This window comes from Saccharothrix sp. CCNWYY140, from assembly GCF_037401995.1.
Taxonomy (GTDB): domain Bacteria; phylum Actinomycetota; class Actinomycetes; order Mycobacteriales; family Pseudonocardiaceae; genus Actinosynnema.
The window spans coordinates 1-26472 of sequence record NZ_JBBEGC010000063.1 but is presented as its reverse complement, the minus strand read 5'-3'; the positions used below and the strand labels follow the sequence as shown (position 1 = coordinate 26472).

Genomic DNA, 26472 nt, shown 5'->3' with positions numbered 1-26472 from the left:
CGCCCGTTCGGCCGGACGTTAGGCTGCCTCGCGTGTCGGAGGACCTGTCTGGGCGACGGTTGGGCCACTACCGGATCGACGGGGTGCTCGGCCGCGGTGGCATGAGCGTGACCTACAAGGCCACGGACGTCCGGCTCGGCCGCAAGGTCGCGCTGAAGGTCATCGGCGAGCACCTCACCGCCGACGCGGAGTTCCGCGAGCGGTTCGTCGACGAGGCCCGCAACACCTCGGCGATCGACCACGCCAACATCGTGCCGCTGTACGACTTCGACGAGGTCGACGGCCTGCTCTACATCGCGATGCGGCTGGTCGACGGCCAGGACCTGGCCTCCCACATCAAGGACGGCCCCATCTCGCCCGCCCGCACGCTCACGCTGCTCGGCCAGGTCGCCGAAGCGCTGGACATGCTGCACGGCAAGGGCCTCGTCCACCTCGACGTCAAACCGGCGAACGTGCTGGTCACCACCAAGGAAGCGTCCCGCGAGCACGTCTACCTCGCGGACTTCGGCCTGACCCGGCGCGGCGCCACCGGCCACCGCACCCGCACCGGCGACTTCCTCGGCTCCCCGACCTACGCCGCCCCCGAGCACCTGCGCGGCGAGCCCCTCGACGGCCGCACCGACCAGTACGCCCTGGCCTGCATGGTGTTCGCGTGCCTGACCGGGCGACCCCCGTTCCAGGGCGGCGTGCAGGACGTCATCCAGGGCCACCTCGGCCAGGCGATCCCGGCGCTGACCTCGCTGGTCGCGCTGCCGCCGGGCATCGACGACGCCCTGCGCAAGGGCACCGCCAAGGACCCCAACCAGCGCTTCGGGTCGTGCCAGGAGCTGATCGCCGCCGTCCGCACCGCGCTGGGCGGCGCGGCCACCGTGACCTCCCCGCCCCGCCGCGTCGACGCGCCCGTCTCGACCCCGAACCCCGTGGTCGGCCCGCCGTCGGGCGGGATGCCGGCCCAGCAGCACCCCCAGCAGCAGGGCTTCGCGAACCAGCCCGGTTACCTCGCCGACCCGGTCCGGCTGCGCCCGCCGACCCAGATGGGCGGCGCGTCGGCGTTCACCTCGACCAAGAAGGAGCGGCCCGCGTGGGTCGCGCCCGTGGTGGTCGGCGTGGTGGCGATCATCGCCATCGTCATCGTCGTGCTGATCCTCACGCCCAAGGACGAGCCGCCGCGACCGCCGGCGTCCACCAGCTCCGGCCAGTCCATCGACGTGGGCGGCGACAAGTCCAGCTCCAAGCCGCTGCCCACCAGCGTGCCGGTCAAGACGTCCCGCTGACCCGCACCAGGTCTCCTGTTCCCGCCGCCGGCGGGCGGCCGGTTTCGCGCTGCCCGTCGGTCCCGCGGCACCCGCGCCTGCCCCGTCGCCGGACGTCGATTCACGCGGCGCGCTGACCTGGGGTTCTTGCACTCGCCGCCGTCGAGTGCTAAACACGGTGCTGGCACTCGGACCACCTGAGTGCCAGCACGCAGGCTGGGACGGTGAGGCGCACCCGGTAGTCCCGGGTGGGTCGTCCGTCGCGGGCACCGAGCCTGGCCAAGCACCGTGTTCCGCTGCGGGCACCTGTCCGCAGTGGCCCCATAAGTCGTTTATAGGCGGAGGAACACACCGCAATGGCCAAGATGATCGCGTTCGACGAGGACGCCCGCCGCGGTCTCGAGCGTGGCATGAACACCCTCGCCGACGCCGTCAAGGTGACGCTGGGCCCGAAGGGCCGCAACGTCGTGCTCGAGAAGAAGTGGGGCGCGCCGACCATCACCAACGACGGCGTCTCGATCGCCAAGGAGATCGAGCTCGAGGACCCGTGGGAGAAGATCGGGGCCGAGCTCGTCAAGGAAGTGGCGAAGAAGACCGACGACGTCGCCGGTGACGGCACGACGACCGCCACGGTGCTCGCCCAGGCCCTGGTCCGCGAGGGCCTGCGCAACGTGGCCGCCGGCGCCAACCCGCTGGGTCTCAAGCGCGGCATCGAGCAGGCCGTCGAGGCCGTGACCGAGCAGCTGCTCAAGACCGCCAAGGAGGTCGAGACCAAGGAGCAGATCGCCGCCACGGCGTCCATCTCCGCGGGCGACTCGACCATCGGCGAGCTGATCGCCGAGGCGATGGACAAGGTCGGCAAGGAAGGCGTCATCACCGTCGAGGAGAGCAACGCGCTCGGCCTCGAGCTCGAGCTCACCGAGGGCATGCGCTTCGACAAGGGCTACATCTCGGGCTACTTCGTCACCGACCCGGAGCGTCAGGAAGCGGTCCTCGAGGACCCGTACATCCTGCTCTACGGCTCCAAGATCTCGTCGGTCAAGGACCTGCTCCCGCTGCTGGAGAAGGTCATGCAGTCCGGCAAGCCGCTGCTGATCATCTCCGAGGACGTCGAGGGCGAGGCCCTGGCGACCCTGGTGGTCAACAAGATCCGCGGCACGTTCAAGTCCGTCGCCGTCAAGGCCCCGGGCTTCGGCGACCGCCGCAAGGCCATCCTCCAGGACATCGCGATCCTGACCGGTGGCCAGGTCATCACCGAGGACGTCGGCCTCAAGCTGGAGAACGCCGACCTGTCCCTGCTGGGCAAGGCCCGCAAGGTCGTCGTGACCAAGGACGAGACCACGGTCGTCGAGGGCGCGGGTGACGCCGAGCAGATCCAGGGCCGCGTCAACCAGATCCGTGCCGAGATCGAGAAGTCGGACTCCGACTACGACCGCGAGAAGCTCCAGGAGCGCCTGGCGAAGCTCGCCGGCGGCGTGGCGGTCATCAAGGCCGGCGCGGCGACCGAGGTCGAGCTGAAGGAGCGCAAGCACCGCATCGAGGACGCGGTGCGCAACGCCAAGGCCGCCGTCGAGGAGGGCATCGTCGCCGGTGGCGGCGTCGCGCTGCTCCAGGCCGCCGAGGCCGCCTTCGCGGGCCTGAAGCTCGAGGGCGACGAGGCCACCGGCGCCAACATCGTCAAGGTCGCCGTCGAGGCGCCGCTGAAGCAGATCGCCATCAACGCCGGCCTCGAGGGCGGCGTCGTGGTGGAGAAGGTCAAGGGCCTGCCCGTCGGCCACGGCCTCAACGCCGCGACCGGCGTCTACGAGGACCTGCTCGCGGCCGGCGTCCCGGACCCGACCAAGGTCACCCGCTCGGCCCTCCAGAACGCGGCCTCCATCGCCGCGCTGTTCCTGACCACGGAGGCCGTCGTGGCCGACAAGCCGGAGAAGTCCTCCGGCGCGCCGGCCGTGCCGGACGCCGGCGGCATGGACTTCTGAGCCAAACGCCAAGCACCACGGCACCCCCGAAAGGCCCGGTCCCCACGGACCGGGCCTTTCGCCTTCCCAGCCACCTCCCCCCGCCTCGCACACCCCCGCCTCGCACACCCCCGCCTCGCACACCCCCGCCACTCCCACGCCCCGCGGCTCTGCCCCCGCCCCACGCCGCTCCGGCTCGCCCCGCCGCCCTGCCCCGCCGCTCTGGCCGCCCCGCTTTGCCGCGCTGCTCTGGCCCGCCGCCGCGCCCGGCTGCTCCGGCCCGCCGCCCCACCGCTCTGGCTTGGCCGCCCCCGCCACGCCCCTCTGGGCCGCCGCTCCCGCCGCTCCGCCGCTCCCGCCGCGCCGCCCGCCCTGCCGCGCCGCTCTGGGCCGCCGCTCCGCCGCGCCGCCCGCCCTGCCGCGCCGCCCTGCCGCCCTGCCCTGTCCGCTTTGCCCCGCCGCGCCGGGCTGGCTCGGCTGCCCCGCCGCCGCTCTGGCACGCCGCGCTCGCGGCGCACTTTGGCCGCCCGCCTTGCCGCGCCGAGGTGCCACCGGCCAGCGTGCAGGCCGCCGAGGGTGCCGCCAAGCTCCGCCGCCCGATGCGGGGCCGTCGGAGCCAGGGCTGCCGTCGAGCCGCCGCAGCCCCACTCCGGCTCGGCCGCCGAGCCGCCGCAGCCACACCCCGTCCCAACCGCCGAGCTGCCGCAGCCACACCCCCAACTCGGCCGCCGAGCCGCGGCACCCCCATCCCGTCCCGGCCGCCGCAGCCACCCGCCCTGCCGTCGCCGGGGTGCTTCGAGCCGCCGAGCGCCCGGCAGCCCCGGCCCACCCGGCCCACCCGGCCCCGCGATCCCGACCCCGGCCCGTCCCCCCGCGATTCCTCCACTTCACGGGACGCGCGACTCGCCGATCGGTGCCGAAAACGACATGTCACACGATCAGGTGACCCGCCCTCAGTGCTCGACCGGCGCGTGGACGCGGTCGCGGATCTCCCTCCGTGCCCCGCCGTACACCCGCACCTCGACCGCGATCCACACCACACAAGCCCCGGTCAAGATCCCCAAAGCCGCCCAAGCCGGCACCAGCAGCGCCACCGGGGTCAACGCCACCAGCGCGACGGCCATCGCCACCCGCACCTTGTTCAACGTCCCCAAGTTCCGCAGCCGGAACCCGATGTGCCCCAGCACGTACAGCAGCACACCCCCGTACAGCGCGTACGGCCCGACCCCGTGCAAGTGCTCCCCAGGCGTGTGCCCATCCGCCCCGCCCAGGTAGTTCATGGTCTTCTTCAGCCCCAGCGCCAGTAGGATGATCCCCGCGATCATCGGCAGGTGCAGGTACGTGAACGAGTCACGCGCCAGCGCCGCCCGGCGCGCGCCGCTCGCCGAGTGCAGGACCCGTTCCGCGACCGGTGCGACGACGTCGAAGTACGCCCACCACAGCGCCGCCGCGATGACCAGGCCGCACACGATCCCGTAGATGATCGGCCACGACACCGGCAGGTCCGCGACGCCGACCCCCACCGCCACGATCGACTCGCCCAGCGCGATGAGCACGATCAGCGCGTACCGCTCGGCGAAGTGCACGGCCGACTGCACCCGCCACCCCGACACGCCGGTCAGCAGCACGCCGCCGTAGTCCACGGCCAGCGCCAGCGCCCACAGCAGCGTCTGCGTCAGCCCCGACGTGAAGGACGCGGTCACCAGCACCGCCGTGCCGGACAGCATCGGCAGGCTCGTCACCGCCAGTTGCCGCCGCAGGGCCGCGTCGCCGGCCGAGAACCGCCAGTACGAGACCAGGTGCAGCACCCGGACGAACAGGTAGCAGCCGGCGAACACCAACGGTCCGGGCAGGCCGCCGGGCAGGTCGTCGAACGCCTCCGGGATGGTCACCGAGGCCACCAGCATCACGGCCATCGCCGAGAACAGCACCATCCGCGCGCCGTCGTCGTCGGCGTGGACGCGGTTGCCCAGCCACGAGTAGCAGCACCAGCACCACCAGAGCAGGGCGAGCAGCAGCATGCCGCGCACCACGCCGCGGACCGTGGGGTCGGCGGCCATCAGCTGCGTCACCTGGGTGATCGCGTAGACGAACACCAGGTCGAAGAACAGTTCGAGCGGTGTCACCCGGGCGCCCTCGTGGACGACCCGGGCCCGGCGTGTGGACATGCCGGGAAGTGTGCCACCCACCTGCGGGAACGCATGATCGGTTCGCTAACCGTGAACTGTTAACGACAGGCTGTGTATCCAGCGTAGAACTACGCACTCCTTATCTGATGACCGAACCTCGACCCCGGGGAACACGAGCAACACCACCGCGGACGGCCACCCGGCCGTCCCACTGACCACTCGGGGGAGGGGGGTGGCGAGCACGGTCGGCTTCGAGGGGTGCCGACCGGACGCCGCCCGTGGTGAAGGGCGGTCCGCGGTGCGAGGGGGGCATCGCGGACCGCCGACACCCGTGACGTGGAACGATCAGCTCCGGCTGGGGGATGTCGAGGAGGAGGTGACGACCGTGGGAGAGCTGCGCACGGCTGGTGAGCGGCCACCTTGGGAAGGTCTGGACGGGACGGACCGGCACGCCGCCTGCGTCGTCGCCGCCCGCGACGGCGACCGCAGGGCGCTGGACGTGCTGGTCGCGGACCTGACGCCGCTCGTGTGGCACGTCGCGCGCGGGCACGGCCTGGACCGCAGCACCGCGGAGGACGTGGTGCAGACGGTGTGGCTGGCCCTGCTGCGCCACCTGGACCGGTTGGTCGAACCCCGCGCGCTGGCGGGGTGGCTCGTCGTGGCGACACGGCGGGAGGCCCAGCGCACCTGGACCCCCAGCCGTCGGGAAGCAGCGCTGTCCGACGAGCTGGCGGAGCAGTTGGAGAGCGATTTCGGGTTGCCCGAGGACGCCGCCCTGGTCGACGACCGGGACCTCCGGTTGTGGCGGGCCTTCGGCCGCCTGTCGCAGAAGTGCCAGGAACTCCTGCGACTCACCGTGCTGGCCGGGCGGGCGGAGTACCGCGCGGTCGCCGAAGCACTGTCCATGCCACGCGGGAGCATCGGTCCGACCAGGGGCCGGTGCTTGACGACGTTGCGCGCACATCTTGACGCGGAAGGAGGATCGCGGTGAACGACATCGACCCGCGCGATGACCGCAGAGGCCATGAGGACACCGCTGTCCTCACCGAGCTGAACCGGTTGGTGTACGAGCTCGACGCGCCACCGCCGGGGCTGGTCGAACGCATCCAGTTCGCGGTGGCCCTGGAGAACCTGGACGTGGAGGTGGCCCGCTGGGAGCGGGCGGGTTCGTTCGCGGGCGTCCGCGGCGGTAACCCGGGCACCATCACGTTCACGGTCGACAACCTGACCCTGATGGTGAACTTCACCTCGACCGGCGCACGCCACCGCATCGACGGCTGGCTGGTGCCCGCGGGCGAGCACACCGTCGAGGTACGGGTGGCCGAGCACGAGTCGAGCACGACGAAGGCCGACGACGGTGGCCGCTTCGTGCTCTCCGACGTGCCCGCCGGCACCACGCAGATCGTGGTGCACCTGGTGAACTCCCGCGGCGAACCCGGCCGCACGGTGGTCACCCCGACGATCATGTTGTAGCCGGCTGTGGGGCCGCCGGCTGTGCGGTGGCCTGCTCTGTAGGGGCACGCCACCCACCGACCAGCGCCCCGACCGGCACCACGTGCGTGACCCAGTCCGCACGGACACCGGCGTGCAACAAGAACGCCGGCGGCTCGTGCAGGTACCCCATCGGCTGTTCGGGCCGGAGGGCGAGCGTGCTCTGCCGGTGGGTGCTGGGCGCGGTGCAGACGAGGGTCCCGGCGAACGGCGCGCTCACCACCCGGTGCACGTGACCGGCCAACACCCGCACGACCTGGGGATGCCTCCGCACGACTTCGGCGAGCCGGTCACCGTCCTCCAGCTTCATGCCGTCGAGGAACGGGATGCCGACGTCCACAGGCGGGTGGTGCAGCGCCACGACCACCGGCCGTTCGCGTCGGGTCAGCACCTCGTCCAACCAGGCCAGCTGCGCGGATCCCAGCAGCCCTCCTGGGCTGTCGGGCCGCCACGAGTCGAGCACGACCACGCTGAAGTGCGGTTGGTCCACGACGTACCGGGTGTCGTGGGTGCCGCCGAGGAACGGTGTGCCGCCGAAGACGCGCTTCAGGGCCGGGGCGTCGTCGTGGTTGCCCATCACGAGGTGGACCTGGATCGGGTAGCCGTCGAGCAGCCCGGCCAGTTGGGCGTAGGCGTCGTGGCGGTACTCGGACAGGTCGCCCGTGATCACCACGCAGTCCGGCCGGGGATCGATCGCGAGCACTGAGCCCAGTGCCCGGTGGAGGGCTTCCGCGGGGGCGGCCGACACGACGTCCGTGCGCAGGTGCGGGTCGCTGAGGTGCGCGATCAACATGCCCCCATCGCACAACGGCCCGCCGCCGGCCGGACACGGTTTCGCCCCCGGCGCAAACGCCGCACGCACACCCAAGGCCCGGCGGCTCCGGCTCGACGGTGAGCGCGATGCGATGGCGGCTCCGGCTCGGCGGCAGCTGCGGTTCGGGCAGTGGCTGATCCGGCCCTGGCTCGCGGGCGGGTGGGCTGCACAGCTGCGGTTGGGGCGGTCGGCTGTGCGGTTGGCAGGCGGTCGCGGCAGGCGGAGGCTGTGTCGGCAGGCGGAGGCTGTGTCGGCAGGCGGCTGTGGCAGGGGGGCAACTGGGCTGGGCGGTCGCCAGGATTCGGCTTGTTTGTGCTGGTCAGTTTGGGCTGTGCCGGCCTCCGGCCCCCGACACCATCATCCCACGGGGGACCGACAAAGCGGCTGGGGTCGGATGGGAGCGACCGCCACTATGGTCTAGACCATGCTGGAAGTCATTGCTCTCGACGCCGCCGATGCCCACGCCGCCCAAGCCGGCGGAGCGCACCGCCTGGAACTCGTCACCGACATGGCCGCAGACGGCCTCACCCCGCCTCCCTCCCTGGTCAAGAGCGTGCTCGCCGCCACCGACCTCCCGGTCCGGGTCATGCTGCGCGACGCCGCCGGGTTTGCGCCCGGTGATCTCGACGGGCTCCGTCGGGCTGCCGCCGAAGCGCGAGAGGCGGGTGCGGAGGAGTTCGTGCTCGGGTTCCTCGACGCCCACGGGCGGATCGACGAAGCCGCTTGCCGGGCCGTGCTCGCCGAGATCGACGGGTGTGCCTGGACCTTCCACCGCGCCCTCGACAACTCGCTCGACCCCGTGCAGTCCTGGGACCTGGTGGCCGCGCTGGGGTGCGACACCGTTCTCGCCGCGGGCTCGCCGAAGGGGGTGGCGGAGGGGATGAACGTCCTCGGCGACCTCGCCCAGCGTCAACGGCACCTGCGACTCCTGGTCGGGGGCGGGCTCAAGCAGGAGCACGTCGCACCGCTCAAGACCCTCGGGGTCACGGCGTTCCACGTCGGGAGCGCGGTGAGGCCCGGCGGGTGGGGTTCGCCGCTGTCCGCCGAGGCCGTCCGGACCTGGGTGAATCTGGTCTAGACCGGTCGCCGATCCGGACACTAGCATCCCCGTTGCTTCACACGAAATAGCCGTTGCACGTGACGCAACAAGGGGTCGAGATGCGAGTTGCCATCAAGGCTGCGGCGGCCGGTGTCGCCGCCGCAGTGCTCGCCATGACGGGGTGCGCGCCGGTCCAGTCCGGGCCGGCCGCGACCGGTGCGGACCAGCAGACCGGGCAGCTGCGCGTCTGGCTGTTCGACGAGGTCAACCGCGGGCCGAAGGAGGCCGTGGTCAAGGAGGCGGTGGCCGAGTTCCAGAACGCCCACCAAGGTGTCACCGTCGACGTCCAGTACATCCAGGTCCAGACCCGCGCCGAGCGCTTCAAGGCCGCCTTCAGCGACCCCAAGAGCGCACCGGACGTCGCCGAGTTCGGCAACACCGACCTCGCGGGCTACGTGTCCGGCGGCGGGTTCGCCGAGTTGGACCTGTCCGGCTGGGCCGACGCCAAGGACCTCCTGCCCGCCGTCCTGGACACCGGCGAAGTCGACGGCAAGGTCTACGGCCTGCCCTGGTACGTCGGCGTCCGCGCCCTCTACTACCGCACGGACGTGTTCACCGAACTCGGCCTCAAGCCCCCGGCCACCCTCGACGAGATCGCCCCGACCGCGCGGCGGATCCGCGAGGCCAAGCCCGACCTGCTCGGCATCTCCGCCGGCGGCAAGTACACCTACGGCGCCATGCCGTTCGTGTGGGCCAACGGCGGCGACATCGCGCGCAAGGACGGCGACAAGTACGTCTCCACCATCGACAGCCCCGAGTCCAAGGCGGGCCTGCGCCAGTACACCGAGCTGATCGCCGACGACATCTGCCCGCCCGCCCAGTGCGCCGGCAACGGCGGTGACGCCAGTGTCGAGGCGTTCCGCGCGGGCAAGGCCGCGATGGTCATCGGCGGCGACTTCAACCGCAAGTCCGTGGACGCCTCCAGCGCCGCCGGCAAGTACGCGGTCGTGCCGCTGCCGGGCAAGACGGCCGGGTCGATCGCGCCCGCGTTCGCCGGCGGCAACCTGCTCGGCGTCCTGAAGGGCAGCGAGCGCAAGACGCTGGCCAAGGAGTTCGTCCAGCTGCTCGGCGGCAAGACCTACCAGCGCAAGATGTTCGACGCGATGGGCAACATGCCGACCTTCGCCGACGTGCAGAAGGCCGTCGCCGAGTCGCAGCCCGCCGTCGAGCCGTTCATCAAGACCCTGAACGCGGGCACCAAGTTCGTCCCGGTCACCCCGAAATGGGCCAAGGTCGACGCCCAGGCCGTGCTGCCCACCCTCATCCAGGAGGTGGCCGCCGCGGGCAACGACCTCGACGTCGCGGCGAAGAAGGCGGCCGACGCGATGAACACGGCGTTCGCTTCATGACCGACGTCCACCTCGACCCGCGCCCCGCGACCCGGGCGCAGGCCCGTCCCGAAGCGCCGCGCGGGCCGCGGTGGCGGAAGCGGGGCGACGGCCCGATCGCCTTCGCCTACCTCGCGCCCGCGCTGCTGGTGCTGGTCGGCCTCATGGGCTACCCGATCTACCAGCTCGTGCTCATCTCGCTGTTCGACTACGGCCAGGAGCAGGTCAGCGGCGGTGCGCCGCTGGTCTTCCTCGGCCTGGACAACTACGCGCGCCTGCTCTCCGACACCACGTTCTGGACCGTCCTCGCCCAGACGGTCGGGTTCGCAGCCGTGTGCGTTGTGGGGACGTTGCTGGTCGGTGCGGCGCTCGCCGTGCTGGCCACCCGCGTGCGCACCTGGGCCCGGATGACGTTGTTCCTGGCGGCGCTGGGCGCGTGGGCGACCCCGACCGTGGCCGGCTCGACGATCTGGCTGTTCCTGTTCGACGCCAACTTCGGCTTCGTCAACGAACTGCTCGGCACCACCGGGTTCTCCTGGACCTACGACCGCTGGACCGCGTTCGGCCTGGTCGCGGCCGAGGTGATCTGGTGCTCGTTCCCGTTCGTCATGGTGACCCTGTACGCGGGCATCAAGTCGATCCCGGGCGAGGTGTTGGAAGCGGCGGCCCTGGACGGCGCGTCGACCTTCCGCACGGCCCGCTCGGTGATCCTGCCGCTGCTGCGCCCGCTGCTGGTCGTCGTGACGATCCAGTCGATCATCTGGGACTTCAAGGTGTTCACCCAGATCTACATCATGACCAACGGCGGCGGCATCGCCGGCCGCAACCTGGTGCTCAACGTCTACGCCTACCAGCAGGCGTTCGCCGCCTCCGAGTACGGGCTGGGCGCGACCATCGGCGTGGTGATGACCGTGTTGCTGCTGCTGGTCACGCTCGGGTACCTGCGGGCGCTGCGCCGGTCGGGGGAGGAGCTGTGAAGCGCGGGGTCGTCGAGGGCGTCACGGTCCTCATCGCGGGCGTGGTGGCGTTCCCGCTGTACTGGATGGTGCTCACCGCGCTCAAGCCGGAGCACGAGGTCATCTCCGCGGACCCCCGGCCGTGGACGCTCACGCCGACGCTCGACAGCTTCGTGCGCGCGCTGACCGTGCAGAGCTTCGGGCGGTACTTGGTGAACAGCCTGGTCGTGGCGCTGGCCGTGGTGCTGCTGAGCCTGCTGATCTCATTCCTGGCCGCGACCGCGCTGACCCGGTTCCGGTTCCGCAGCCGCACGACCCTGCTGGTGATGCTGCTGGTCGTGCAGATGGTGCCGGTCGAGGCGCTGACCATCCCGCTGTTCTTCGTCATGCAGTCGGTGCGGGACGTGGCGCCGGCGTTCGGCCTGAACCACCTGGGCTCGCTGGTGCTGGTGCACCTGGCGTTCAGCCTGCCGTTCGCGATCTGGATGCTGCGCGGGTTCGTCGCGGCCGTGCCGGTGGAGTTGGAGGAGGCGGCGACCCTCGACGGCGCCTCGCGCCTGCGCTTCCTCTGGCAGGTGCTGTTCCCGCTGGTCGCGCCGGGTCTGGTGGCGACGAGCGTGCTGTCGTTCATCCACGCGTGGAACGACTTCCTGTTCGCCAAGACGTTCATCATCTCGGCGGCGGAGAACCAGACGCTGCCGCTGGCGCTCCAGGTGTTCGTCAAGCCGGACCAGAACGACTGGGGTGCGATCATGGCCGGGTCCACGCTGATGACCATCCCGGTGCTGGTCTTCTTCGTGGTGGTGCAGCGACGACTCGTCGCGGGACTCGCGGGAGCGGTGAAATCGTGATCATCCCCAAGCCGGTGTCGTTCACGCGGGGCGAGGGCTCGATCGTCTTCGACGGCACGGTCGACGTGCGGCCGTACGACGGTCCGCCCGGTTCCTACCGCCTGACCGTGGACAGCCGTGTCACGATCGAGGCGGCCGACGCGGCGGGCGAGTTCCACGCCCGCCAGACGCTGCGCCAGCTCAGCGGCCCGGACGCCTTCCGCGCCGCGCCCATCGGCGGACCTCCGACGCTGCCGGTGTGCGTGGTCGAGGACCGTCCGCGCTTCGCGTGGCGCGGCGTGATGCTCGACGTGGCCCGCCACTTCCTGCCCAAACCGGACCTGCTCCGGTACGTGGACCTGCTGGCCGTGCACAAGCTCAACGTCCTGCACCTGCACCTGACCGACGACCAGGGCTGGCGGTTCGAGTCGAGGAAGTTCCCGCGCCTGCACGAGGTCGGCGGCTGGCGCCCGTCGTCCCGCTACGGCGACCGCCGGTACGGCGGGCAGACCGGCCGTCCCCACGGCGGCTACTACACCCAGGACGACCTGCGCGAACTCGTCGCCTACGCGGCACAGCGGCTCATCACGGTCGTCCCCGAGATCGACGTCCCGGGCCACAGCCAGGCGGCCATCGCGGCCTACCCGGAACTCGGTGTCGGCGGTGGTGACAGTGGCGGTGGCGGCGTGTGGACGGACTGGGGCGTGAACCCCAACGTCCTCAAGGCCGACGAGTCCACTGTGGACTTCTACCGGCAGGTGTTCGACGAGCTGCTGGACGTCTTCCCCAACGAGGTGGTCGGGCTCGGCGGCGACGAGGCCGAGGGCGGCGACGGGCGGTTCGTCCGCCGGATCGCCCAGCACCTGGCGCAGCGCGGCCGGCGGCCGTACGGCTGGGACGAGGTGCTCGGCGTCGGACCGCTGCCGACGAAGACCGTCATCGCGTCGTGGCGCGGGGAGGACCCCGGCCGGACCGCCCTGGCGCGGGGGCACGACGTCGTCATGTGCCCCGAGGAGCACGTGTACCTGGACTACCGGCAGTCCGACCGCGAGGACGAACCCATCCCCGTCGGCACCGTCCTGACCTGGGAGGACGTCTACGCCTACGAACCGGCGGCGGCGGACGAGGTGCTCGGCGCGCAGGCGAACCTGTGGACCGAGCACCTCGATTCCCCGAGGCGGCTGGACTACGCCGCCTTCCCCCGCCTGTGCGCGTTCGCCGAGGTCGTGTGGAGCCCCGGTGGGTCCCGCGACCCCGACGAGTTCCGCGACCGCTTGGCCGAGCACCACCTGCCGCGCCTGGACGCCCTCGGTGTCGAGTACCGGCCCCTGTCCGGTCCCCGTCCGTGGCAGGTTCTCCCCGGTGTGCCCGGCCACCCCCGCTAGTTCCCCCTTGGCCGGGCGGTGACCCCCGTCGTCACCCGGCTGTTCCCTCCGGTCGGTCGGCGACCCCCATCGCCGGCCGTTCCCCCTGGCCGGCCGGCGACCCCCGTCACCGGCCGGCCTCCCCGCTGTCAGTAGGCCTGGTCCGCCTCCTCCTTCTCCGGCACGAGGAACCACATCGCGAGGTAGAGCAGCGCGCCGGTGCCGAACCCGAAGAGGGTCGCGGCGACCAGCAGGATCCGCAGGATCGCCGCGTCCACCCCGATCAGCTCGGAGACGCCGCCGCACACACCCGCGACCATCCGGTCGTTCCGGCTGCGGCGGAGCTTGCGGACCTTGTCGGTGGCCTGGTTGAGCACGTCGTTCGTCATAGCTCAATGGTGCTGGTCAGAGCCTTGCGGCACATCGGGGGCACACCCTGAAAACCCGCTCAGGGTTGAACCACGACCTTCCCCCGGGTCAACCCCGCCACCGCCCGGCGGTGGAGGTCGGACAGCTCCTCCAGGGTGCGCCGCTCGGACACGTCGACCCGCACTACACCCGCGTCCACCAGCGACACCAGCTCGGCCAACTGCCCGGCGTCCCACCGCGCCACCACGTGCGCCTCGGGGACGTCGCTCAGGGTCGCGGAGACCGCCCTGCCACCCAGGTGGGCGATCTCGGCGTCCGGCACGAGGTTCAGCACCACGTCGAACCTCCCCTCCGGGCGGTACCCGACGACCTCGTCCGCCCCCAGCGCCCGCACGACCCCGGCACTGCGCGCGCTCGCCGTCGCCGTCACGTGCGCACCCGCGTGCTTGGCCAGCTGGACCGCGAACCCGCCGATCCCGCCACCCGCGCCGTTGATCAGAACCCGTTGTCCCGCAACGATTCCCGCGTGCTCGAACACCATCTGCCACGCGGTCAGGCCGGCCAGCGGCAGGGCGGCGGCGTCGGCCAGGGGGATGCTCGCGGGCGCATCGACCAACCGGTCGGCCGGCGCGACGACGTACTCGGCGGCGGCACCCTCGACCCACCCGACCACCGGCCGCTCGTCCACCGTCCCGGCGACGTCCCAGCCGAGCGTGTGCGGCAGCGCGACCGGGAACCGCCCCTCGCGCACCGCGATCTCCGTGGGGTTGAACGACGTCGCCGTGACTGTCACCAGCACCTCGCCGTCGCCGGGGACGGGCACCGGGATGTCGTCGACGCGGATGACGTCGGGGCCGCCGTGCTCGTGGATGCGTGCGCTTCTCATGCAGCCGGACGGTATGTATCCACAGTTGGACGCTCAATGCGTTCTCGTCCGGATTTATGTGTCATCGTCCAACACCGTGGACATGCTCACCGACGTGATCGACGTGATGCGGACCGGTCGGCCGGTCGCGGCCCGGGTCGGCTGGCGGGCGCCGTGGGCGCAGCGGTTCGACCGGGTGCCGGGCGCGTCGGGGTTCCACGTCGTGGTGCGCGGTGAGGCGTGGCTGGTCCCGGACGACGACGTGCCGGTGCGGCTGCGGCAGGGTGACGTGGTGTTCCTGCCGGACGGGCGCGGGCACGTGCTGGCGGACAGCCTGGCCACGCCGGTGGCGGCGCAGGCGTGCGCGCCGGGGTCGCGGGTGCGGTACGAGCAGCCCGAGATGCCGACGACGGTCACCCTGTGCGGCGCGTACGAGCTGGGCACCGTCCACCCGATGCTGCGCGGGCTGTCGGCGACCGTGCACCGCGGTGGCCCGGACCTGCTGAGGACCGCCGGGCTGCTGGCGGACGAGCTGGAGTCGCCGGGTCCGGGGTCGGCCGCCCTGGTGCCCGGCTTGCTCGACGTGCTGCTGGTGTACCTGCTGCGGGCGTGGTTCGAGTCGTCGCCGGACCGGCGGGGCTGGATGGCGGCGCTGCGGGACCGGGCGCTGGCGCCGGCGTTGCACGCGATCCACCGGAACCCGGGGTCGCCGTGGACCGTGGCGTCGCTGGCGGGCGAGACGGGCATGTCGCGGGCGGCGTTCGCGGAGCGCTTCACCCACTTCATGCGCCAGCCGCCCATGACGTACCTGACGTGGTGGCGCCTGGTGACGGCGGCGAAGTTGTTGCGCGACACGGACGTCCCGCTGTCCACCATCGCCCGCGAGGTCGGGTACGGCTCGCAGTTCGCCTTCGCGACCGCCTTCAAGCGCGAACACGGCATCCCGCCGGGCCGCTTCCGAAGAGCTATGTTCGAGCGGTGACCTCGGCGACCCCGCCCCCTCCGACCCCGGGAGCACCGGGTCCCGCCGCCGCGCCGGACCCGGCCGATCCCGCCGAGACGCCCGAAGCGCCGGCCGCCGCGCGGGAGCCGGTCGGTCCCGCCGAGTCGCCTGAAGCCGCCGCGCGGGAGCCGGTCGATCTCGTCGAGTCGCCGGAAGCGCTGGCCGCCGCGCTGGACCGGGTCGGCTACCTGCCCGACGCCGGGGTCGCGATGGCCGCCTTCCTCGCCGTGCGGCTGCACCGGCCGTTGTTCTGCGAAGGCGAGCCCGGCACCGGCAAGACCTCGCTCGCCCTGGCCCTCGCGCGGGCCCTGGACCTGCCGCTCATCCGCCTCCAGTGCCACGAGGGCATCGACGCGTCCCAGGCGCTCTACGACTGGGACTTCCCCCGCCAGCTCCTGCACCTGCGCGCCCTCGAAGCCGCCGGCCCGGTGGACGCCGAAGCGGCCGAAGCCTCCCTCTACACCCGCCGCTTCCTGCTCGCCCGGCCGCTGCTGCGCGCGCTGGAGGAGGCGCCGTGCGTCCTGCTGGTGGACGAGGTGGACCGGGCCGACGACGAGTTCGAGGCGTTCCTGCTGGAAGTCCTGGGGGAGAACGCGGTCAGCATCCCCGAACTGGGCGTGGTGCGGGCGCCGACCCCGCCGCTGGTCGTGCTCACCTCCAACCGGACCCGCGAGGTGCACGACGCCCTCAAGCGCCGGTGCCTCTACCACTGGCTGGACCACCCCGACCTGGCCCGCGAGGTCGCCATCCTGCGCCGCCGGCTGCCCGGCCTCGACGAGCGGCTGGCCGGTCAGGTCGCGTCGGCCGTGCGGCGGCTGCGCGAGCTGGAGCTGCTCAAACCACCGGGTGTCGCGGAGGCCCTGGACTGGGCGGAAGCCCTGGTCGCCCTGGGCCGCACCGACCTGGACGCGGAGACCGCGGCGATCACGCTCGGCGCGGTCCTGAAGTACCGGGAGGACGCCCAGCGCGCCCTGTCGGCAGGTGTGCTGCACGCCCCGCCGCCCGCTCGTTGATCCCAGGTGATTCGCGCTCCCGTGGTGCTCAACGGTGGTGCAGGCCTGGGGCTGTGAACGTGGGATCCGGCGAAAGGCGGGCTGGACGCCACTGGTCGTCCGGACAGGTGATCGCGGCCGACTCGGTCCATTTGAAGTGGGTGGAGTCCGCGGGCACGATGCGGTCCAAGGCGTTGCCGTCCAGGACGAACATCCCTTCCACGTGTGAACAGTCGATGGTCTTCGCGAACAGCGCCGAAGTGCGGAACACGACTTGCAACAGTCGCCACTCGGATCCGTAGCGACGGCTCTTGTCGAATTCGTTGCGCGAGAGGTGGAAGCTCCCTCGGCTGGCCGGCCCCGCCGCCTTGACCTCGATTCGCCGCAGCTTCGGCTTGCGTGCCTCGATGTCGTACCCGTAGCGGTCGGAGATCTTGGCGACGTGAACCGGCTTTGCGCCGGCTCGCTCCAGGGCTGCCAGCACGAAGAGTTCGGCGGTGTCGCCGATGGCCTTGCGGAAGGGATCGGGGTGCGTCGCGGCCACATCCGCGTGCGCCGCGGACAAGACTTCGTCCAACGCCGGGCCAAGCCAACGGAGTGCTGCGAGGTCGGGCTGCGGAATGTACTCCCTCGCCACACCCGTGGGAGTCACCGCGACGCTGAGCCACAACGGGGGATCGGTCACGAGGAGCAAGCGGGCGATGTTGTGCAGCGTGAACTTGTCAGCGACGTCGGAGAGGCCCAGAAGAACCGGGTCGACGAAGACCCCTTCGCCATCGACCCGGGCAAGGCCGAGCCGGCACATGGCATCTACCGGACCGAGCAGTTCCACCGTCGCGGCGAGATAGGACGAGGGAGAGCGTGCAGCCGCCACCCAGTCGGCTACCGAGTGGCGGTGCTTGACGCGGGCGGCCCGCGCCAGGAGGAATACGGCGTACGTGGAACCGTGTCTAGGTAGCACGCTTCGCCGCTTCTCTGATGTGGGCGACGACCGCATCCGCATCGTCTTCGAACGCGGGCTCGTTGCGCCGGTGCTCATCGGGTTCCGGCAGAGCGACCGTGACCAAACTGGGGTCGTTCATCAACTTCCCGAGCGCTGCCACCTTGTCCGAGAGTCGAGCATTCACCGCCTCGTCGATCGTGCCGTTGCTGACCAGGAGTGTGAACCGCGTGAGGACGTCGTTCTTGAGACCCAGTCGGTGGATGCGGTCCTGGCTCTGGAGGAAGTGGCCGGCGTTGAACGTCCGGTCGAGATAGACGGCGTGGTGACACCAGTGGTGAAGGCTGACGCCCTCGCCGCAAGCGGCAGGATTGGCGAGCAACACGTGACAGTCGGAGTCGTAGCGGAAGCGATTCAACTCTTGCTCACGGGTGGTCGAGCCATGTGGAGCACCGTCTTCCGGAGGCACACCGCCGTGGACGACGGCCGGCTGATGTTCCTTCAACAGAGCGGCTAGTGCCCGGAGGTTGCGGACGAAGGTGGACCAGACGATCACTTTCTCGCCACGGGCGGCAGCGTCGGCGACGATGGCTTGGACACGTTCGTACTTCCAGGGCACCTCGTACTCGCGGTAGCGGACGAGCAAGTCCGCCAGCGGGTCGCCCTCCTTGACCTCCAGGGGCGGGTGCTGAAAGACCTCCTCGTCGTCCGACTCCGACCCAGCGATCAGCAACGCCGGGTTCGTGGCCGCTTCGAGCAGGTACATCAGCACTCGTCCGAGCTTGTCGAACTTACGTCGCGCCCGTGCGTCGAGGGCGAGCTTGCCCCGGTAGCGCCCGATCAACGCTTCGTAGATCGCTTGCTGCAACGGCGGCATCGGTTCGACCAGCATCCGGAATTCCGTCGGAGGCAGGGACAGATCCGATTTCGGGGTGCGCACGAAGTACCGGGCGACCGCCTGGCTCGTTGCCCGCAGAACGTGGTCTTCACGCCCATCGCGTTCCACGTAGGCGCTTGCCGGCAGGATCTGGCGGTCTTGGCCGGGGTACAGGTACCTCATCAAGGCCACGAGGTCGAACGCGCTTTGCGGCGCTGGCGTCCCTGTGAGGACGTCGCGTCGCTCCGCGGCATACGCGAGGTCGAGAACCGCGCGCCCATGCACACCGAGGTTCCCCCGTTTGACGCGGTGCGCCTCGTCGAGGACAACCTGCGTCGGCCGCCTGGCCACGAATGCGCGGACCCGGTCGTAGTCGGACGCGACCCGGTTGTAGCTCGTCAGCAGGATGTCGGTGCTTTCTGGGATCACCGAGGAGTTGCCAGCGTGCACAACCACGGTCGGCACGGGAGTGAGGCACTCGAAGGCGTCTTCCTTCCACGTGCTGAACGCGGCGATCGGGGCCACAACGAGCAGTTGTTGAACCCGTCCGCCGACGCGGCTCAGTGCGAAACTCGCCAACGACACGGTTGTCTTGCCCGCGCCGGGGACGGAAAAGTCCGCCCCGTGCGGGAGGCGGACCAGTTTCGCGAGGTTCTCCAGCTGGAAGCTCTTGAGCGGTCTGTCGAAGCCCGCAGCGAGGAGCTCCTGCGCGAGTTCCTGCAAGTCGACCGGCGTGCCGTCCGAGGAGACCTGTTCGCGCTTCTTCCGGTCTTCCTGCAAGCGCAGGAGTTGGGTGCGAAGGGTCGGTCCGAGTTCGATTTTCTCCCCGAAGATGTGTCGCACCTCCTTGAGGACGTTCAACTCCGCGAGGAAGACGTCGACCCGCACATCGACGCGATCTCGGCTGCCGTTCACGATTCCTCGAGAGAATGCTTCCTGCACACGTGCCCAAGCGCCGCGGCTGCCTTGGTGGTCGACGCTGCCGATCACCAGCGGTCGACCTCTGTCGTACAGTTCGAACAGGATCAACGGAGCTCCCTGAGCGAAGCGATCAGGGTTTCCAGTTTTTCCAGCCTCGTCTGCATCGCAGCTTCGTCGAAGCTGGTGTAGGACCGGGCTTTCGGCAGGGTGGCGTACACCCGCTCCAATTCACTGATGGCTTTGTCGGCACGTGCCAACGGCGCCTTGACCGCGGTCTGGTCGCGGTCGAGCTCTTCGGCTTCGTCGGCTGCCGCTGTGATCGCGCTCTGGAGCGTGTTGAGCACATCCTGGGTGAGCACGGCCTCACCGTTGGACAGGGGGATGTCCTGCTCCGGCTTCCGCTTGGCCAGGAAGCTCAACAGGTCGTCGAGAGGCGATTCACTGTCGGCCGGGCCGACGAGGTCGTCGATCAGGTCGTCTCCGGTATCGCCTTCCCAGAGGCTTTCGACCTGGTCGAGCACCGGCTTCAAGGCGACGTCGTCGGCGATTTCGTTCCAGACTAGGTGAGCTGCGTCGTCACGACGGAGGTTGCGGAGCTTCCGGTACTGAACGTTGGCCAGTGTGCCGAGGAAGTACACCGTGCGCACGCTGTTCGCTTCGGCGAGCGGCTTGTTCTTGATATGTTTCGCCAGCTCGTCGAATGCGGATTCGTTGTCAGCGAAATCGACGTGCAGTCGCGCCCCGTTCGACAGGTCGACCAATTGGTGCACGTGCTGCAATTTTTCGTACAGCGAGCGCACCGTTGCGGTGTCCCGGTGCATCCGGCGGGCGACTCTCCCGAAGTCCCTGCCCTCCCTGTTGTACAGCTCTTCGATCAGCAGGGCCTCGTTGATCCAGGAGTATTCCTGCTTGAAATCTCGGGCCACCTGGAGTTCGGCTTCGAGGTCGACCAACTCGTCCACGGTCGCGTCTTGAGGCAGCACCAAGCACTGCACGTACCGGGCCTTGAGGTGTTGATCTTTGCGGTACAGCGAGCGGAGCGCCGCAGATCTGCGGTTTCCGTTGATCAGGATGCCGTCGGCGGTGATGATCGCCGGCTCTTGCTGCCCGCGTTCTTTGAGGTCTGCTTTGAGTGCGTCGAAACCTTCCTGTCCGGAGAGGATCTCGAACTGTGCTTCCTGAGCCTCCTCGCCCAGCGGGTCGGCGGTGAACAGGTCGGGGTTGTCCCTGACGTGGACCACCTGCATCTGCTCGGCTCGGGTCCGGTGGTTGGTCGTCGAGAAACGGACCCAATCGACCTCGACTTCGACGCGAAGCAACTCCTTCTCGCTGCGTGGCCACGCGGGAACGGCCATGTACCGCCTGTTGTCCTTGTCGGGAATGCGGGCTTCTAGGAAGGTGGCCCGGTCTTGGTCAAGCGCGGGGTTCGGCACCTGTCAGCTCCTGAATTTTGTAGACCGGCCGGGGCCGTAGTTCGCGGTGACCCTTGTCGCGATGGAGTTCGCGCGCTCCTGGAAGCCGATGTGCCCGATGTAAGCGTTTGCGCTCTCGCTGGGTACGCCGAACAAGCGCAGCAGGATTTCCGGGAACACTCTCGTTTGCTCGCCCTTCCAGTTCCAGTCCGGCCCGTCGCCACTTCGACTCGGCATCACGTAGATGCACGGTGGTGGCACGAGCTCGCCGTTGATCGTTATGGACGAGGACGCCTTGGGGCAGATCCGCTCGGCTGTGCCGCACAGTTCGTTGTGGAAGACGACGCCGTCGAGTTCGCCTTCGCGGTCGGAGAAGAAGCGCTTCCTCAGGCGGTTGACACCTTTGACCACGTGCTCACCCGGGTGGGACTTCAAACTAGGGCACAACCACCACAGATAGGTCTCCTCGGCCCATTCCGGAGCCTCCCAGGTCCGGCTGCTGTGAGCCCCGTCCGGGCACCCCTTCTGGATCACCGCGATGTCGCCGAATCCGTCGACTGTGAGTCGGTAGACCGTGTCGGCGCCGTACTTGGGCACTGCCAGTGCGGAGATCAATTTCTTGTCCAACATGGCGGTGAACAGGTTCCGAAGGAACTCGCGGCGCTGGGCATTGCTGGCGCTCGTTCGGCCGCGCAGCGCCTCGATGGCCATGGGCAGCGCGCCTGCGAACTCGTCCACGCTGAGGCCGTGACGACTGAGGATCTCATCTTCGGCGGCGAGACCGCGGATGAGCTGCGAAACCCGCTCGACTATCTCTTCGGGAGGCGCGCCGGCATGGCGGCACGGTGCAGCGGCTTCCATGGTCATAGCAATCAGCCTCGGCGTGTCATGGCGGGGGCAGCGGAAATGACGGCGTCTAACGCATCCACAGCAGCAACATACCCCCACCGGGCATCTGTGCGCATCGGACAACGCACATATGGCGCAGCCGGCCCAAGCCCGGATTCGTCACTGCATGGCGCTGCGGAGTTCCCGTACCTGCTCGGCGATGGCGTGAGCAGCGGCGGGGAGGTCTTCGTGCTCCCAGACGACTGCGAGCGTCCACCCCGCCTCCTCCAAGAGACGAGCCGTGTCTGCGTCCCGGTCGATATTGCGTTGGACCTTCTGAGCCCAGTAACCGCCGTTGGCGGCAGGGGCACGGTAGTGCTGGGGACACCCGTGCCAAAAGCAGCCGCGCACCTCGACGGCCAGCTTCGCGCTGGGAAACGCGATGTCGACAGTTCTCCTCACGCCCGGCAAAGGGCGGGCGCACACGCGGTAGCGCAAGCCCATCGCGTGGAGCGCCCGCCTGAGCTGCAATTCGGGTTTGGTGTCACGGCTGCGGTTGGCCTGCATCGACCTGCGTGTCGCGCTGCTGGTCGCCCAAGACGGGTCCGCCATGCTCCGCAGCCTAGTCCTGACTGCCGAAGTCCAGTTCGAGGCTGTCCCCTTCCGGCTGGTCGACATCCGCCGCACTCTGGGGCTTGTGGACGTCACCCACCAGGAGACGCAGGTTGATCGCCTCGGCCCCCGGCGCCTTGGCTCCGCGTGTTTCGGCGAGCCTGCTTGCGGCGAGGTGCGCGAGGCGAGCGGCCTGAACCACCAGCACTCGACGAAGGCCGTCCGACACTTCCCCTCGTTCGTGCGCCACGGCCGCCAGGCGAGAGATCGTTTCCGCCCTTCGGGCGATGCGAATGTCGGGATGCCCGCGCTCTCGCTTGGTTTCGTCGCTGATGAGCGAGAATCGCTTTGACGTCGGCATCTCGGCGAGGGAACCGGTGACGGGCGGGATCTTCTCGTTGAGGATCGCTTTGAATCGACTCCGATCCACCGCCCGCATGTACGCGGTGTGCTCGACCTCGTTCAGCCGCTTCCGTGCTGCCGGATCCTTGGTCGATGTGCCTTCGAACTCCCAGAGCGGCCACAGTTCCATCTCGGCGACTTCGAACACGTCCAGGATTCGCATCGCCACCGCATCCGTGCGCTGGTTGCTCAGGTGCCTGCGGACACGCGCCCTGAGTCGTTCGTTGGTCTGGCCGACGTAAATGGGCTCGCCGTCGTAGTCGTAGAAGGCATAGCAGCCCCACTGGGCGTCCGCCCAGACCCTGCCCTGGTCGTCCTTCGTCGTCAACGCCTTTTCGAGGAGGTCGAGGAACTGGCGCACCGACTCGGCGGGGAGGTCCTTCTTGTGTGGTTTGTGCGGCACCCTGTCAGGTTTACACGGTGACCAGTTCGTTGTCGCGGTTTCGCAACTTCCCCGTGACGAGTGGCATCAGGTAGTGCTTCGCCAACCACGCGACGGCAGGGACGCAGACGGCGTCCCCGAAGCCGAACACGACACGACTGTCGCGTTGACCCTCGATGGCGTAGTCGTCCGCGCCCATGAGCCGGGCGTACTCCAAGGGGGTCATCCACCGGACCCGAAGTTCATTGCGGCCCACCTCGACGACTGCCTGCTTGGACGAGCCGCCGCGGGCGGTGCGCAGGCAGCCGGCGATGTCATCCGAGCGGATCTCCCATTGGGGCTTGCCCTGCCTGGTGCGTCGGTACGCCGTTCGATGCGTGAGTTGCCCGGCGTTCCTCAACACCTCGAGCCGGCCGGCTTGCACCGGCGACAGCTCGCGTTCAAATGCGGCGACTCGTGTTTCGTCCCACCAGCGTCCGTCGTCCTCGGACATCAGTTCGACCGCGGAGGAGAACGAGATGTCGGGCGACGGCGTGATCTCCGGGAGCAGGAAGCGGTGGGTCGTCAGCGAGTCGTCGTCGAACGATTGCCGCAACCAAGCCGGCCGCAGCAACGGGTTGGCGCCTGGTGTGTCCGTCGGCGGCTCGAGGGCCCCCACGACGAACAGACGCGGCCTCGACTGGGGCACGAACCAACGAGCGTCCAAGGTCAGCACGTCGACCGAGTAACCCAGGTCGTTGAGTTCCATGATGGCCGCTTTGAGATCGGCTCCTCCGTGGCTGGTGGCCAGGCCGACCACGTTCTCCAGGGTGACGACCTTCGGCCGCTCGTCCTTGGGCATCTCACCGAGGATCCTGGTGAACTGGTAGAAGGCCGCAGACCTCGCGCCGCTGAGGCCCAGGCGCGCCCCTGCGAGCGAGACATCCACGCACGGCGACGACGCCCAGGCGAGGTCGATGCCGTGCGGCAGATCTTCGGCATGCACTTCGCGCACGTCGCGGTCATCGAACTTGTGGGCGCCGTCCAAATCGCGGAAGTGCTCGACATACATCTGCTTCTTGGCCAGGTCGAGGTCGTTCGACCACGGGACGTGGAAGCCGGCCCGTTCCAGACCGAGGCGGGCCAATCCGATCCCTGCGAAGAACTCCGCCGCCGCGGGTCCGAGCGGGAGCGGCAGCGTCGGTTCGTTCGCTGCTGCTCGCTTCGACGCACCCCGCACGGCACGAAACCTACCTTCCCGACAATGCGATGTCCCCGGTGGGCCGGGATCGCACTTCTGTTCGATCATAGGTGTCGAGCCGATCATGCGCGATCGCGGTGACCGGGAGCACAATCGGAGGGTGACCGCTGTCGGGCCGGTGACCGGGCTCGTGGGGTTCGCGCATGCCTTGCGCGGAGCCGGGGTCGAGTGCGGGCCGGAGCGGGTGCAGGCGTTCCTGCGGGCCTTCGAGCACGTCGACGTGGCGCGGCGGGCCGACGTGTACTGGGCCGGGCGGGTGGCGTTGTGCGGGGAGCCCGACGACCTGACCCGGTACGACGCCGCGTTCGCCGCCTGGTTCGGCGGGGTCGAGGTCGTGGTCGGGAAGCGGCGGGGGAGTGCGCCGGGGCGGGCGGCGGCGTTGGGGGACGGTGCGGTGTCGCGGCGGGCGGGCGGACGGCTCGCGGTGGCGGCCAGTGACGTGGAAGTGTTGCGGCACAAGGACATCGCCGCGATGAGCGTGGCCGAGCGGGCGCAGTTGCGGGAGTTGTTGGCGACCTTGCGGCCGGTGCCGCCGACCAGGCGCGGGTTGCGCAAGGGACCGGCCAGGCGCGGCGAGGTGGACGCCCGGCGGACGGTCAAGGCGATGGTGGCGTCCGGGGAACCGGTCCGGCCCCTGCGCCGGCGGCGGAGGACGCGGGCGCGCAAGGTCGTCCTGCTGCTGGACGTGTCGGGGTCGATGAAGCCGTACGCGGACGCGTTGCTGCGGTTCGCGCACGTCGTGGCGCGGCGGATGCCGGTCGAGGTGTTCACCGTCGGCACGCGGCTGACCCGGATCACCCGGCAGTTGCGCCATCGGGATCCCGAACAGGCGTTGGCCGCCGCCGCGCGGGCCGTGCCCGACTACGAGGGCGGCACGCGGCTCGGGGAGACGGTCGGGGCGTTCCTGGACCGGTGGGGGCAGCGGGGTGCGGCGCGGCGGGCCGTGGTCGTCGTGTGCTCGGACGGGTGGGAGCGGGGCGACCCCGCGCTGCTGGGCGCGCAGATGGCCCGGCTGCGGCGCCTGGCGCACAAGGTGGTCTGGGTGAACCCGCACGTCGGCAAGGACGGGTACGCGCCGGTGCAGTCCGGGATCGTCGCCGCGCTGCCGCACCTCGACGAGTTGATCGCCGGGCATAGCCTGGACGCCCTGCGGCACCTGCTCAAGGAGGTAAGCGGTGCGTGATGTGCTCGTCGAACTCGGCCGTCGCGTGGCGGCGGGGGAGACGGTCGGAGTCGGCACGGTGGTCGCCACGTTCAGCTCGGCCCCCCGACCGCCCGGCGCGGCGATGCTGGTCGGGCCGGAGGGGGCGGTGGTCGGCAGCGTGTCGGGTGGGTGTGTCGAGGGTGCGGTGTACGAGTTGGCACAGGAGGTTGTGCGTTCGGGCACGCCTGTGTTGCAGCGGTACGGCGTGAGTGACGACGACGCGTTCGCGGTGGGTCTGACCTGCGGCGGGATCATCGACGTGTACGTGGAGGCGGTGTCGCGGGAGAGCTTTCCCGAGCTGCCGGACGTGGTGGAGACCGTGCGGGCGGAGCAGCCGGTGGCTGTTGCGACTGTTGTCGAGCACCCCGAGTGGGTTGGGCGGCGGTTGGTCGTGTGGCCGGATCGGGTGTCCGGTGACGTGCCGTCTGCGAGGGCTCGGGACGCCATTGCCGATGATGCGCGTGGCCTGCTCGCGACCGGGCGCAGTGCGACTTTGCACTACGGCCCGGATGGCCAGCGGCGGGGCGAGGGCATGGCGGTGTTCGTGAACTCCTTTGAGCCGCCGCCGCGGATGCTGGTGTTCGGCGCTATCGACTTTGCGGCGGCTGTGGCGAGGTTGGGGACCTTTTTGGGGTATCGGGTGACCGTGTGTGACGCGCGGCCGGTGTTCGCGACGAAGAGCCGGTTTCCTGAGGCTGATGAGGTGGTGGTGGATTGGCCTCATCGGTATCTCCAGGCTCAGGCTGAGGCGGGGCGGGTTGATGAGCGGACGGTGGTGACTGTTTTGACTCACGATCCGAAGTTCGACGTGCCGGTGCTGGAGGTCGCTTTGCGGTTGAAGCTCGGGTATGTCGGGGCTATGGGGTCGCGGCGCACGCATGACGATCGGATGCGGCGGTTGCGGGAAGCTGGGATGACGGAGAGCGAATTGGCGGAGTTGTCTTCGCCGATCGGGCTTGATCTGGGGGCTCGGACGCCGGAGGAGACTGCGGTGTCGATCGCGGCGGAGATCATCGCGTTGCGGTGGGGTGGGGGAGGGGAGCGGTTGACTCGGACGGATGGGGCTATTCACCGGGTTACGTGAAGCGGAGCGTTGGTTTTGAAGAGCTTGAAGAGCTTGAAGAGCTTAAAAGCGCCTCGCCGGCGGGCAGGCCGCCAAGGATGGACACAAAGCAAAAGAAAGGGCGGGGGCTTCTTGCTTGT

Annotated in this window: 24 protein-coding genes; 13 read left to right on the top strand and 11 right to left on the bottom strand. The window is 69.9% G+C overall.

Annotated features, from left to right (window positions below; genetic code table 11):
- Positions 1–32 precede the first annotated feature (32 nt).
- Positions 33–1274 (top strand): serine/threonine-protein kinase, encoded by a 1242-nt coding sequence (locus WBN91_RS24870; protein ID WP_337724934.1) that lies wholly within the window; start codon positions 33–35, stop codon positions 1272–1274.
- A gap of 335 nt (positions 1275–1609) precedes the next feature.
- On the top strand, positions 1610–3232 hold the full coding sequence (gene groL / locus WBN91_RS24865) for a chaperonin GroEL (RefSeq protein ID WP_309111760.1): 1623 nt from the start codon (positions 1610–1612) through the stop codon (positions 3230–3232).
- Between the two features lie 932 nt (positions 3233–4164).
- Here groL and WBN91_RS24860 read toward each other — a convergent pair.
- Positions 4165–5379 carry a low temperature requirement protein A gene (locus WBN91_RS24860; protein ID WP_337724935.1) on the bottom strand — a complete coding sequence of 405 codons (1215 nt, stop codon included), beginning with the start codon at positions 5377–5379 and terminating at the stop codon, positions 4165–4167.
- A 346-nt stretch (positions 5380–5725) separates the two neighbouring features.
- On the opposite strand from WBN91_RS24860, the gene WBN91_RS24855 reads away from it, so the two are divergent.
- Together WBN91_RS24855 and WBN91_RS24850 are read left to right on the top strand one after the other, a co-directional pair.
- A complete protein-coding gene (locus tag WBN91_RS24855) occupies positions 5726–6331 on the top strand; it encodes an RNA polymerase sigma factor (RefSeq protein ID WP_337724973.1) in 606 nt (201 codons plus the stop codon).
- Between the two features lie 59 nt (positions 6332–6390).
- On the top strand, positions 6391–6813 hold the full coding sequence (locus WBN91_RS24850; protein WP_443217795.1) for a carboxypeptidase regulatory-like domain-containing protein: 423 nt from the start codon (positions 6391–6393) through the stop codon (positions 6811–6813).
- On the opposite strand, the gene WBN91_RS24845 is transcribed toward WBN91_RS24850, so the two are convergent.
- Entirely contained in the window at positions 6803–7624 is an 822-nt protein-coding gene (locus WBN91_RS24845; protein ID WP_337724937.1) for a phosphodiesterase, read from the bottom strand. The genes WBN91_RS24850 and WBN91_RS24845 overlap by 11 nt on opposite strands.
- A 445-nt stretch (positions 7625–8069) precedes the next feature.
- Between WBN91_RS24845 and WBN91_RS24840 the strand changes: the two genes are divergently transcribed.
- From WBN91_RS24840 to WBN91_RS24820, 5 genes are all read left to right on the top strand, one after another.
- Positions 8070–8723: a copper homeostasis protein CutC gene (locus WBN91_RS24840; protein WP_337724938.1), complete on the top strand. Its 654-nt coding sequence runs from the start codon at positions 8070–8072 to the stop codon at positions 8721–8723.
- 80 nt (positions 8724–8803) lie between these two features.
- Entirely contained in the window at positions 8804–10093 is a 1290-nt protein-coding gene (locus WBN91_RS24835) for an extracellular solute-binding protein (protein ID WP_337724939.1), read from the top strand.
- Entirely contained in the window at positions 10090–11049 is a 960-nt protein-coding gene (locus tag WBN91_RS24830; protein ID WP_443217793.1) for a carbohydrate ABC transporter permease, read from the top strand. Before WBN91_RS24835 ends, WBN91_RS24830 begins: the two co-directional genes overlap by 4 nt.
- The gene (locus tag WBN91_RS24825; protein WP_337724940.1) at positions 11046–11879 is read left to right on the top strand and encodes a carbohydrate ABC transporter permease; all 834 of its coding nucleotides are present in this window, start codon (positions 11046–11048) and stop codon (positions 11877–11879) included. The genes WBN91_RS24830 and WBN91_RS24825 overlap by 4 nt, the downstream gene beginning before the upstream one ends.
- A complete protein-coding gene (locus WBN91_RS24820; RefSeq protein WP_443217794.1) occupies positions 11879–13243 on the top strand; it encodes a beta-N-acetylhexosaminidase in 1365 nt (454 codons plus the stop codon). Before WBN91_RS24825 ends, WBN91_RS24820 begins: the two co-directional genes overlap by 1 nt.
- Positions 13244–13371: 128 nt before the next feature.
- On the opposite strand, the gene WBN91_RS24815 is transcribed toward WBN91_RS24820, so the two are convergent.
- A complete protein-coding gene (locus tag WBN91_RS24815; protein WP_337724942.1) occupies positions 13372–13611 on the bottom strand; it encodes a PspC domain-containing protein in 240 nt (79 codons plus the stop codon).
- A 59-nt stretch (positions 13612–13670) separates the two neighbouring features.
- The gene (locus WBN91_RS24810) at positions 13671–14477 is read right to left on the bottom strand and encodes an NADP-dependent oxidoreductase (RefSeq protein ID WP_337724943.1); all 807 of its coding nucleotides are present in this window, start codon (positions 14475–14477) and stop codon (positions 13671–13673) included.
- An 82-nt stretch (positions 14478–14559) separates the two neighbouring features.
- Here WBN91_RS24810 and WBN91_RS24805 point away from each other — a divergent pair, with 82 nt between their 5' ends.
- Positions 14560–15438 (top strand): AraC family transcriptional regulator, encoded by an 879-nt coding sequence (locus WBN91_RS24805; RefSeq protein WP_337724975.1) that lies wholly within the window; start codon positions 14560–14562, stop codon positions 15436–15438.
- Between the two features lie 179 nt (positions 15439–15617).
- Positions 15618–16472, top strand: coding sequence for an AAA family ATPase (locus WBN91_RS24800; RefSeq protein WP_337724976.1), 855 nt, complete (start codon positions 15618–15620; stop codon positions 16470–16472).
- 28 nt (positions 16473–16500) lie between these two features.
- Here WBN91_RS24800 and WBN91_RS24795 read toward each other — a convergent pair whose 3' ends face one another.
- From WBN91_RS24795 to WBN91_RS24765, 7 genes are all read right to left on the bottom strand, one after another.
- Positions 16501–17325 (bottom strand): DUF3883 domain-containing protein, encoded by an 825-nt coding sequence (locus tag WBN91_RS24795; protein WP_337724944.1) that lies wholly within the window; start codon positions 17323–17325, stop codon positions 16501–16503.
- Positions 17326–17401: 76 nt separating this feature from the next.
- Positions 17402–19297: a DEAD/DEAH box helicase gene (locus tag WBN91_RS24790; RefSeq protein ID WP_337724945.1), complete on the bottom strand. Its 1896-nt coding sequence runs from the start codon at positions 19295–19297 to the stop codon at positions 17402–17404.
- Entirely contained in the window at positions 19294–20622 is a 1329-nt protein-coding gene (locus WBN91_RS24785) for a hypothetical protein (RefSeq protein ID WP_337724946.1), read from the bottom strand. Before WBN91_RS24785 ends, WBN91_RS24790 begins: the two co-directional genes overlap by 4 nt.
- 3 nt (positions 20623–20625) lie before the next feature.
- Positions 20626–21468 carry a hypothetical protein gene (locus WBN91_RS24780; RefSeq protein WP_337724947.1) on the bottom strand — a complete coding sequence of 281 codons (843 nt, stop codon included), beginning with the start codon at positions 21466–21468 and terminating at the stop codon, positions 20626–20628.
- A 141-nt stretch (positions 21469–21609) separates the two neighbouring features.
- The gene (locus WBN91_RS24775) at positions 21610–22041 is read right to left on the bottom strand and encodes a very short patch repair endonuclease (RefSeq protein WP_337724948.1); all 432 of its coding nucleotides are present in this window, start codon (positions 22039–22041) and stop codon (positions 21610–21612) included.
- 10 nt (positions 22042–22051) lie between these two features.
- Complete coding sequence (locus WBN91_RS24770; RefSeq protein ID WP_337724949.1) at positions 22052–22846, bottom strand: GIY-YIG nuclease family protein; 795 nt, start codon at positions 22844–22846, stop codon at positions 22052–22054.
- Between the two features lie 10 nt (positions 22847–22856).
- Entirely contained in the window at positions 22857–24044 is a 1188-nt protein-coding gene (locus tag WBN91_RS24765; protein WP_337724950.1) for a DNA cytosine methyltransferase, read from the bottom strand.
- 85 nt (positions 24045–24129) lie between these two features.
- Here WBN91_RS24765 and WBN91_RS24760 point away from each other — a divergent pair, with 85 nt between their 5' ends.
- A complete protein-coding gene (locus WBN91_RS24760; RefSeq protein ID WP_337724951.1) occupies positions 24130–25248 on the top strand; it encodes a vWA domain-containing protein in 1119 nt (372 codons plus the stop codon).
- A complete protein-coding gene (locus WBN91_RS24755) occupies positions 25241–26353 on the top strand; it encodes an XdhC/CoxI family protein (RefSeq protein ID WP_337724952.1) in 1113 nt (370 codons plus the stop codon). Before WBN91_RS24760 ends, WBN91_RS24755 begins: the two co-directional genes overlap by 8 nt.
- The last annotated feature ends 119 nt before the right edge of the window (positions 26354–26472 follow it).

Excerpts from the sequence above, each read along its gene's own strand:
- WBN91_RS24760 (WP_337724951.1), top strand. The coding sequence starts at position 24,130 with ATGCGCGATCGCGGTGACCGGGAGCACAATCGGAGGGTGACCGCTGTC.
- WBN91_RS24815 (WP_337724942.1), bottom strand. The coding sequence starts at position 13,611 with ATGACGAACGACGTGCTCAACCAGGCCACCGACAAGGTCCGCAAGCTC.
- WBN91_RS24860 (WP_337724935.1), bottom strand. The coding sequence starts at position 5,379 with ATGTCCACACGCCGGGCCCGGGTCGTCCACGAGGGCGCCCGGGTGACA.
- WBN91_RS24775 (WP_337724948.1), bottom strand. The coding sequence starts at position 22,041 with ATGGCGGACCCGTCTTGGGCGACCAGCAGCGCGACACGCAGGTCGATG.
- WBN91_RS24840 (WP_337724938.1), top strand. The coding sequence starts at position 8,070 with ATGCTGGAAGTCATTGCTCTCGACGCCGCCGATGCCCACGCCGCCCAA.
- WBN91_RS24835 (WP_337724939.1), top strand. The coding sequence starts at position 8,804 with ATGCGAGTTGCCATCAAGGCTGCGGCGGCCGGTGTCGCCGCCGCAGTG.
- WBN91_RS24810 (WP_337724943.1), bottom strand. The coding sequence starts at position 14,477 with ATGAGAAGCGCACGCATCCACGAGCACGGCGGCCCCGACGTCATCCGC.
- WBN91_RS24805 (WP_337724975.1), top strand. The coding sequence starts at position 14,560 with ATGCTCACCGACGTGATCGACGTGATGCGGACCGGTCGGCCGGTCGCG.
- WBN91_RS24780 (WP_337724947.1), bottom strand. The coding sequence starts at position 21,468 with ATGACCATGGAAGCCGCTGCACCGTGCCGCCATGCCGGCGCGCCTCCC.
- WBN91_RS24845 (WP_337724937.1), bottom strand. The coding sequence starts at position 7,624 with ATGTTGATCGCGCACCTCAGCGACCCGCACCTGCGCACGGACGTCGTG.
- WBN91_RS24830 (WP_443217793.1), top strand. The coding sequence starts at position 10,090 with ATGACCGACGTCCACCTCGACCCGCGCCCCGCGACCCGGGCGCAGGCC.
- groL (WP_309111760.1), top strand. The coding sequence starts at position 1,610 with ATGGCCAAGATGATCGCGTTCGACGAGGACGCCCGCCGCGGTCTCGAG.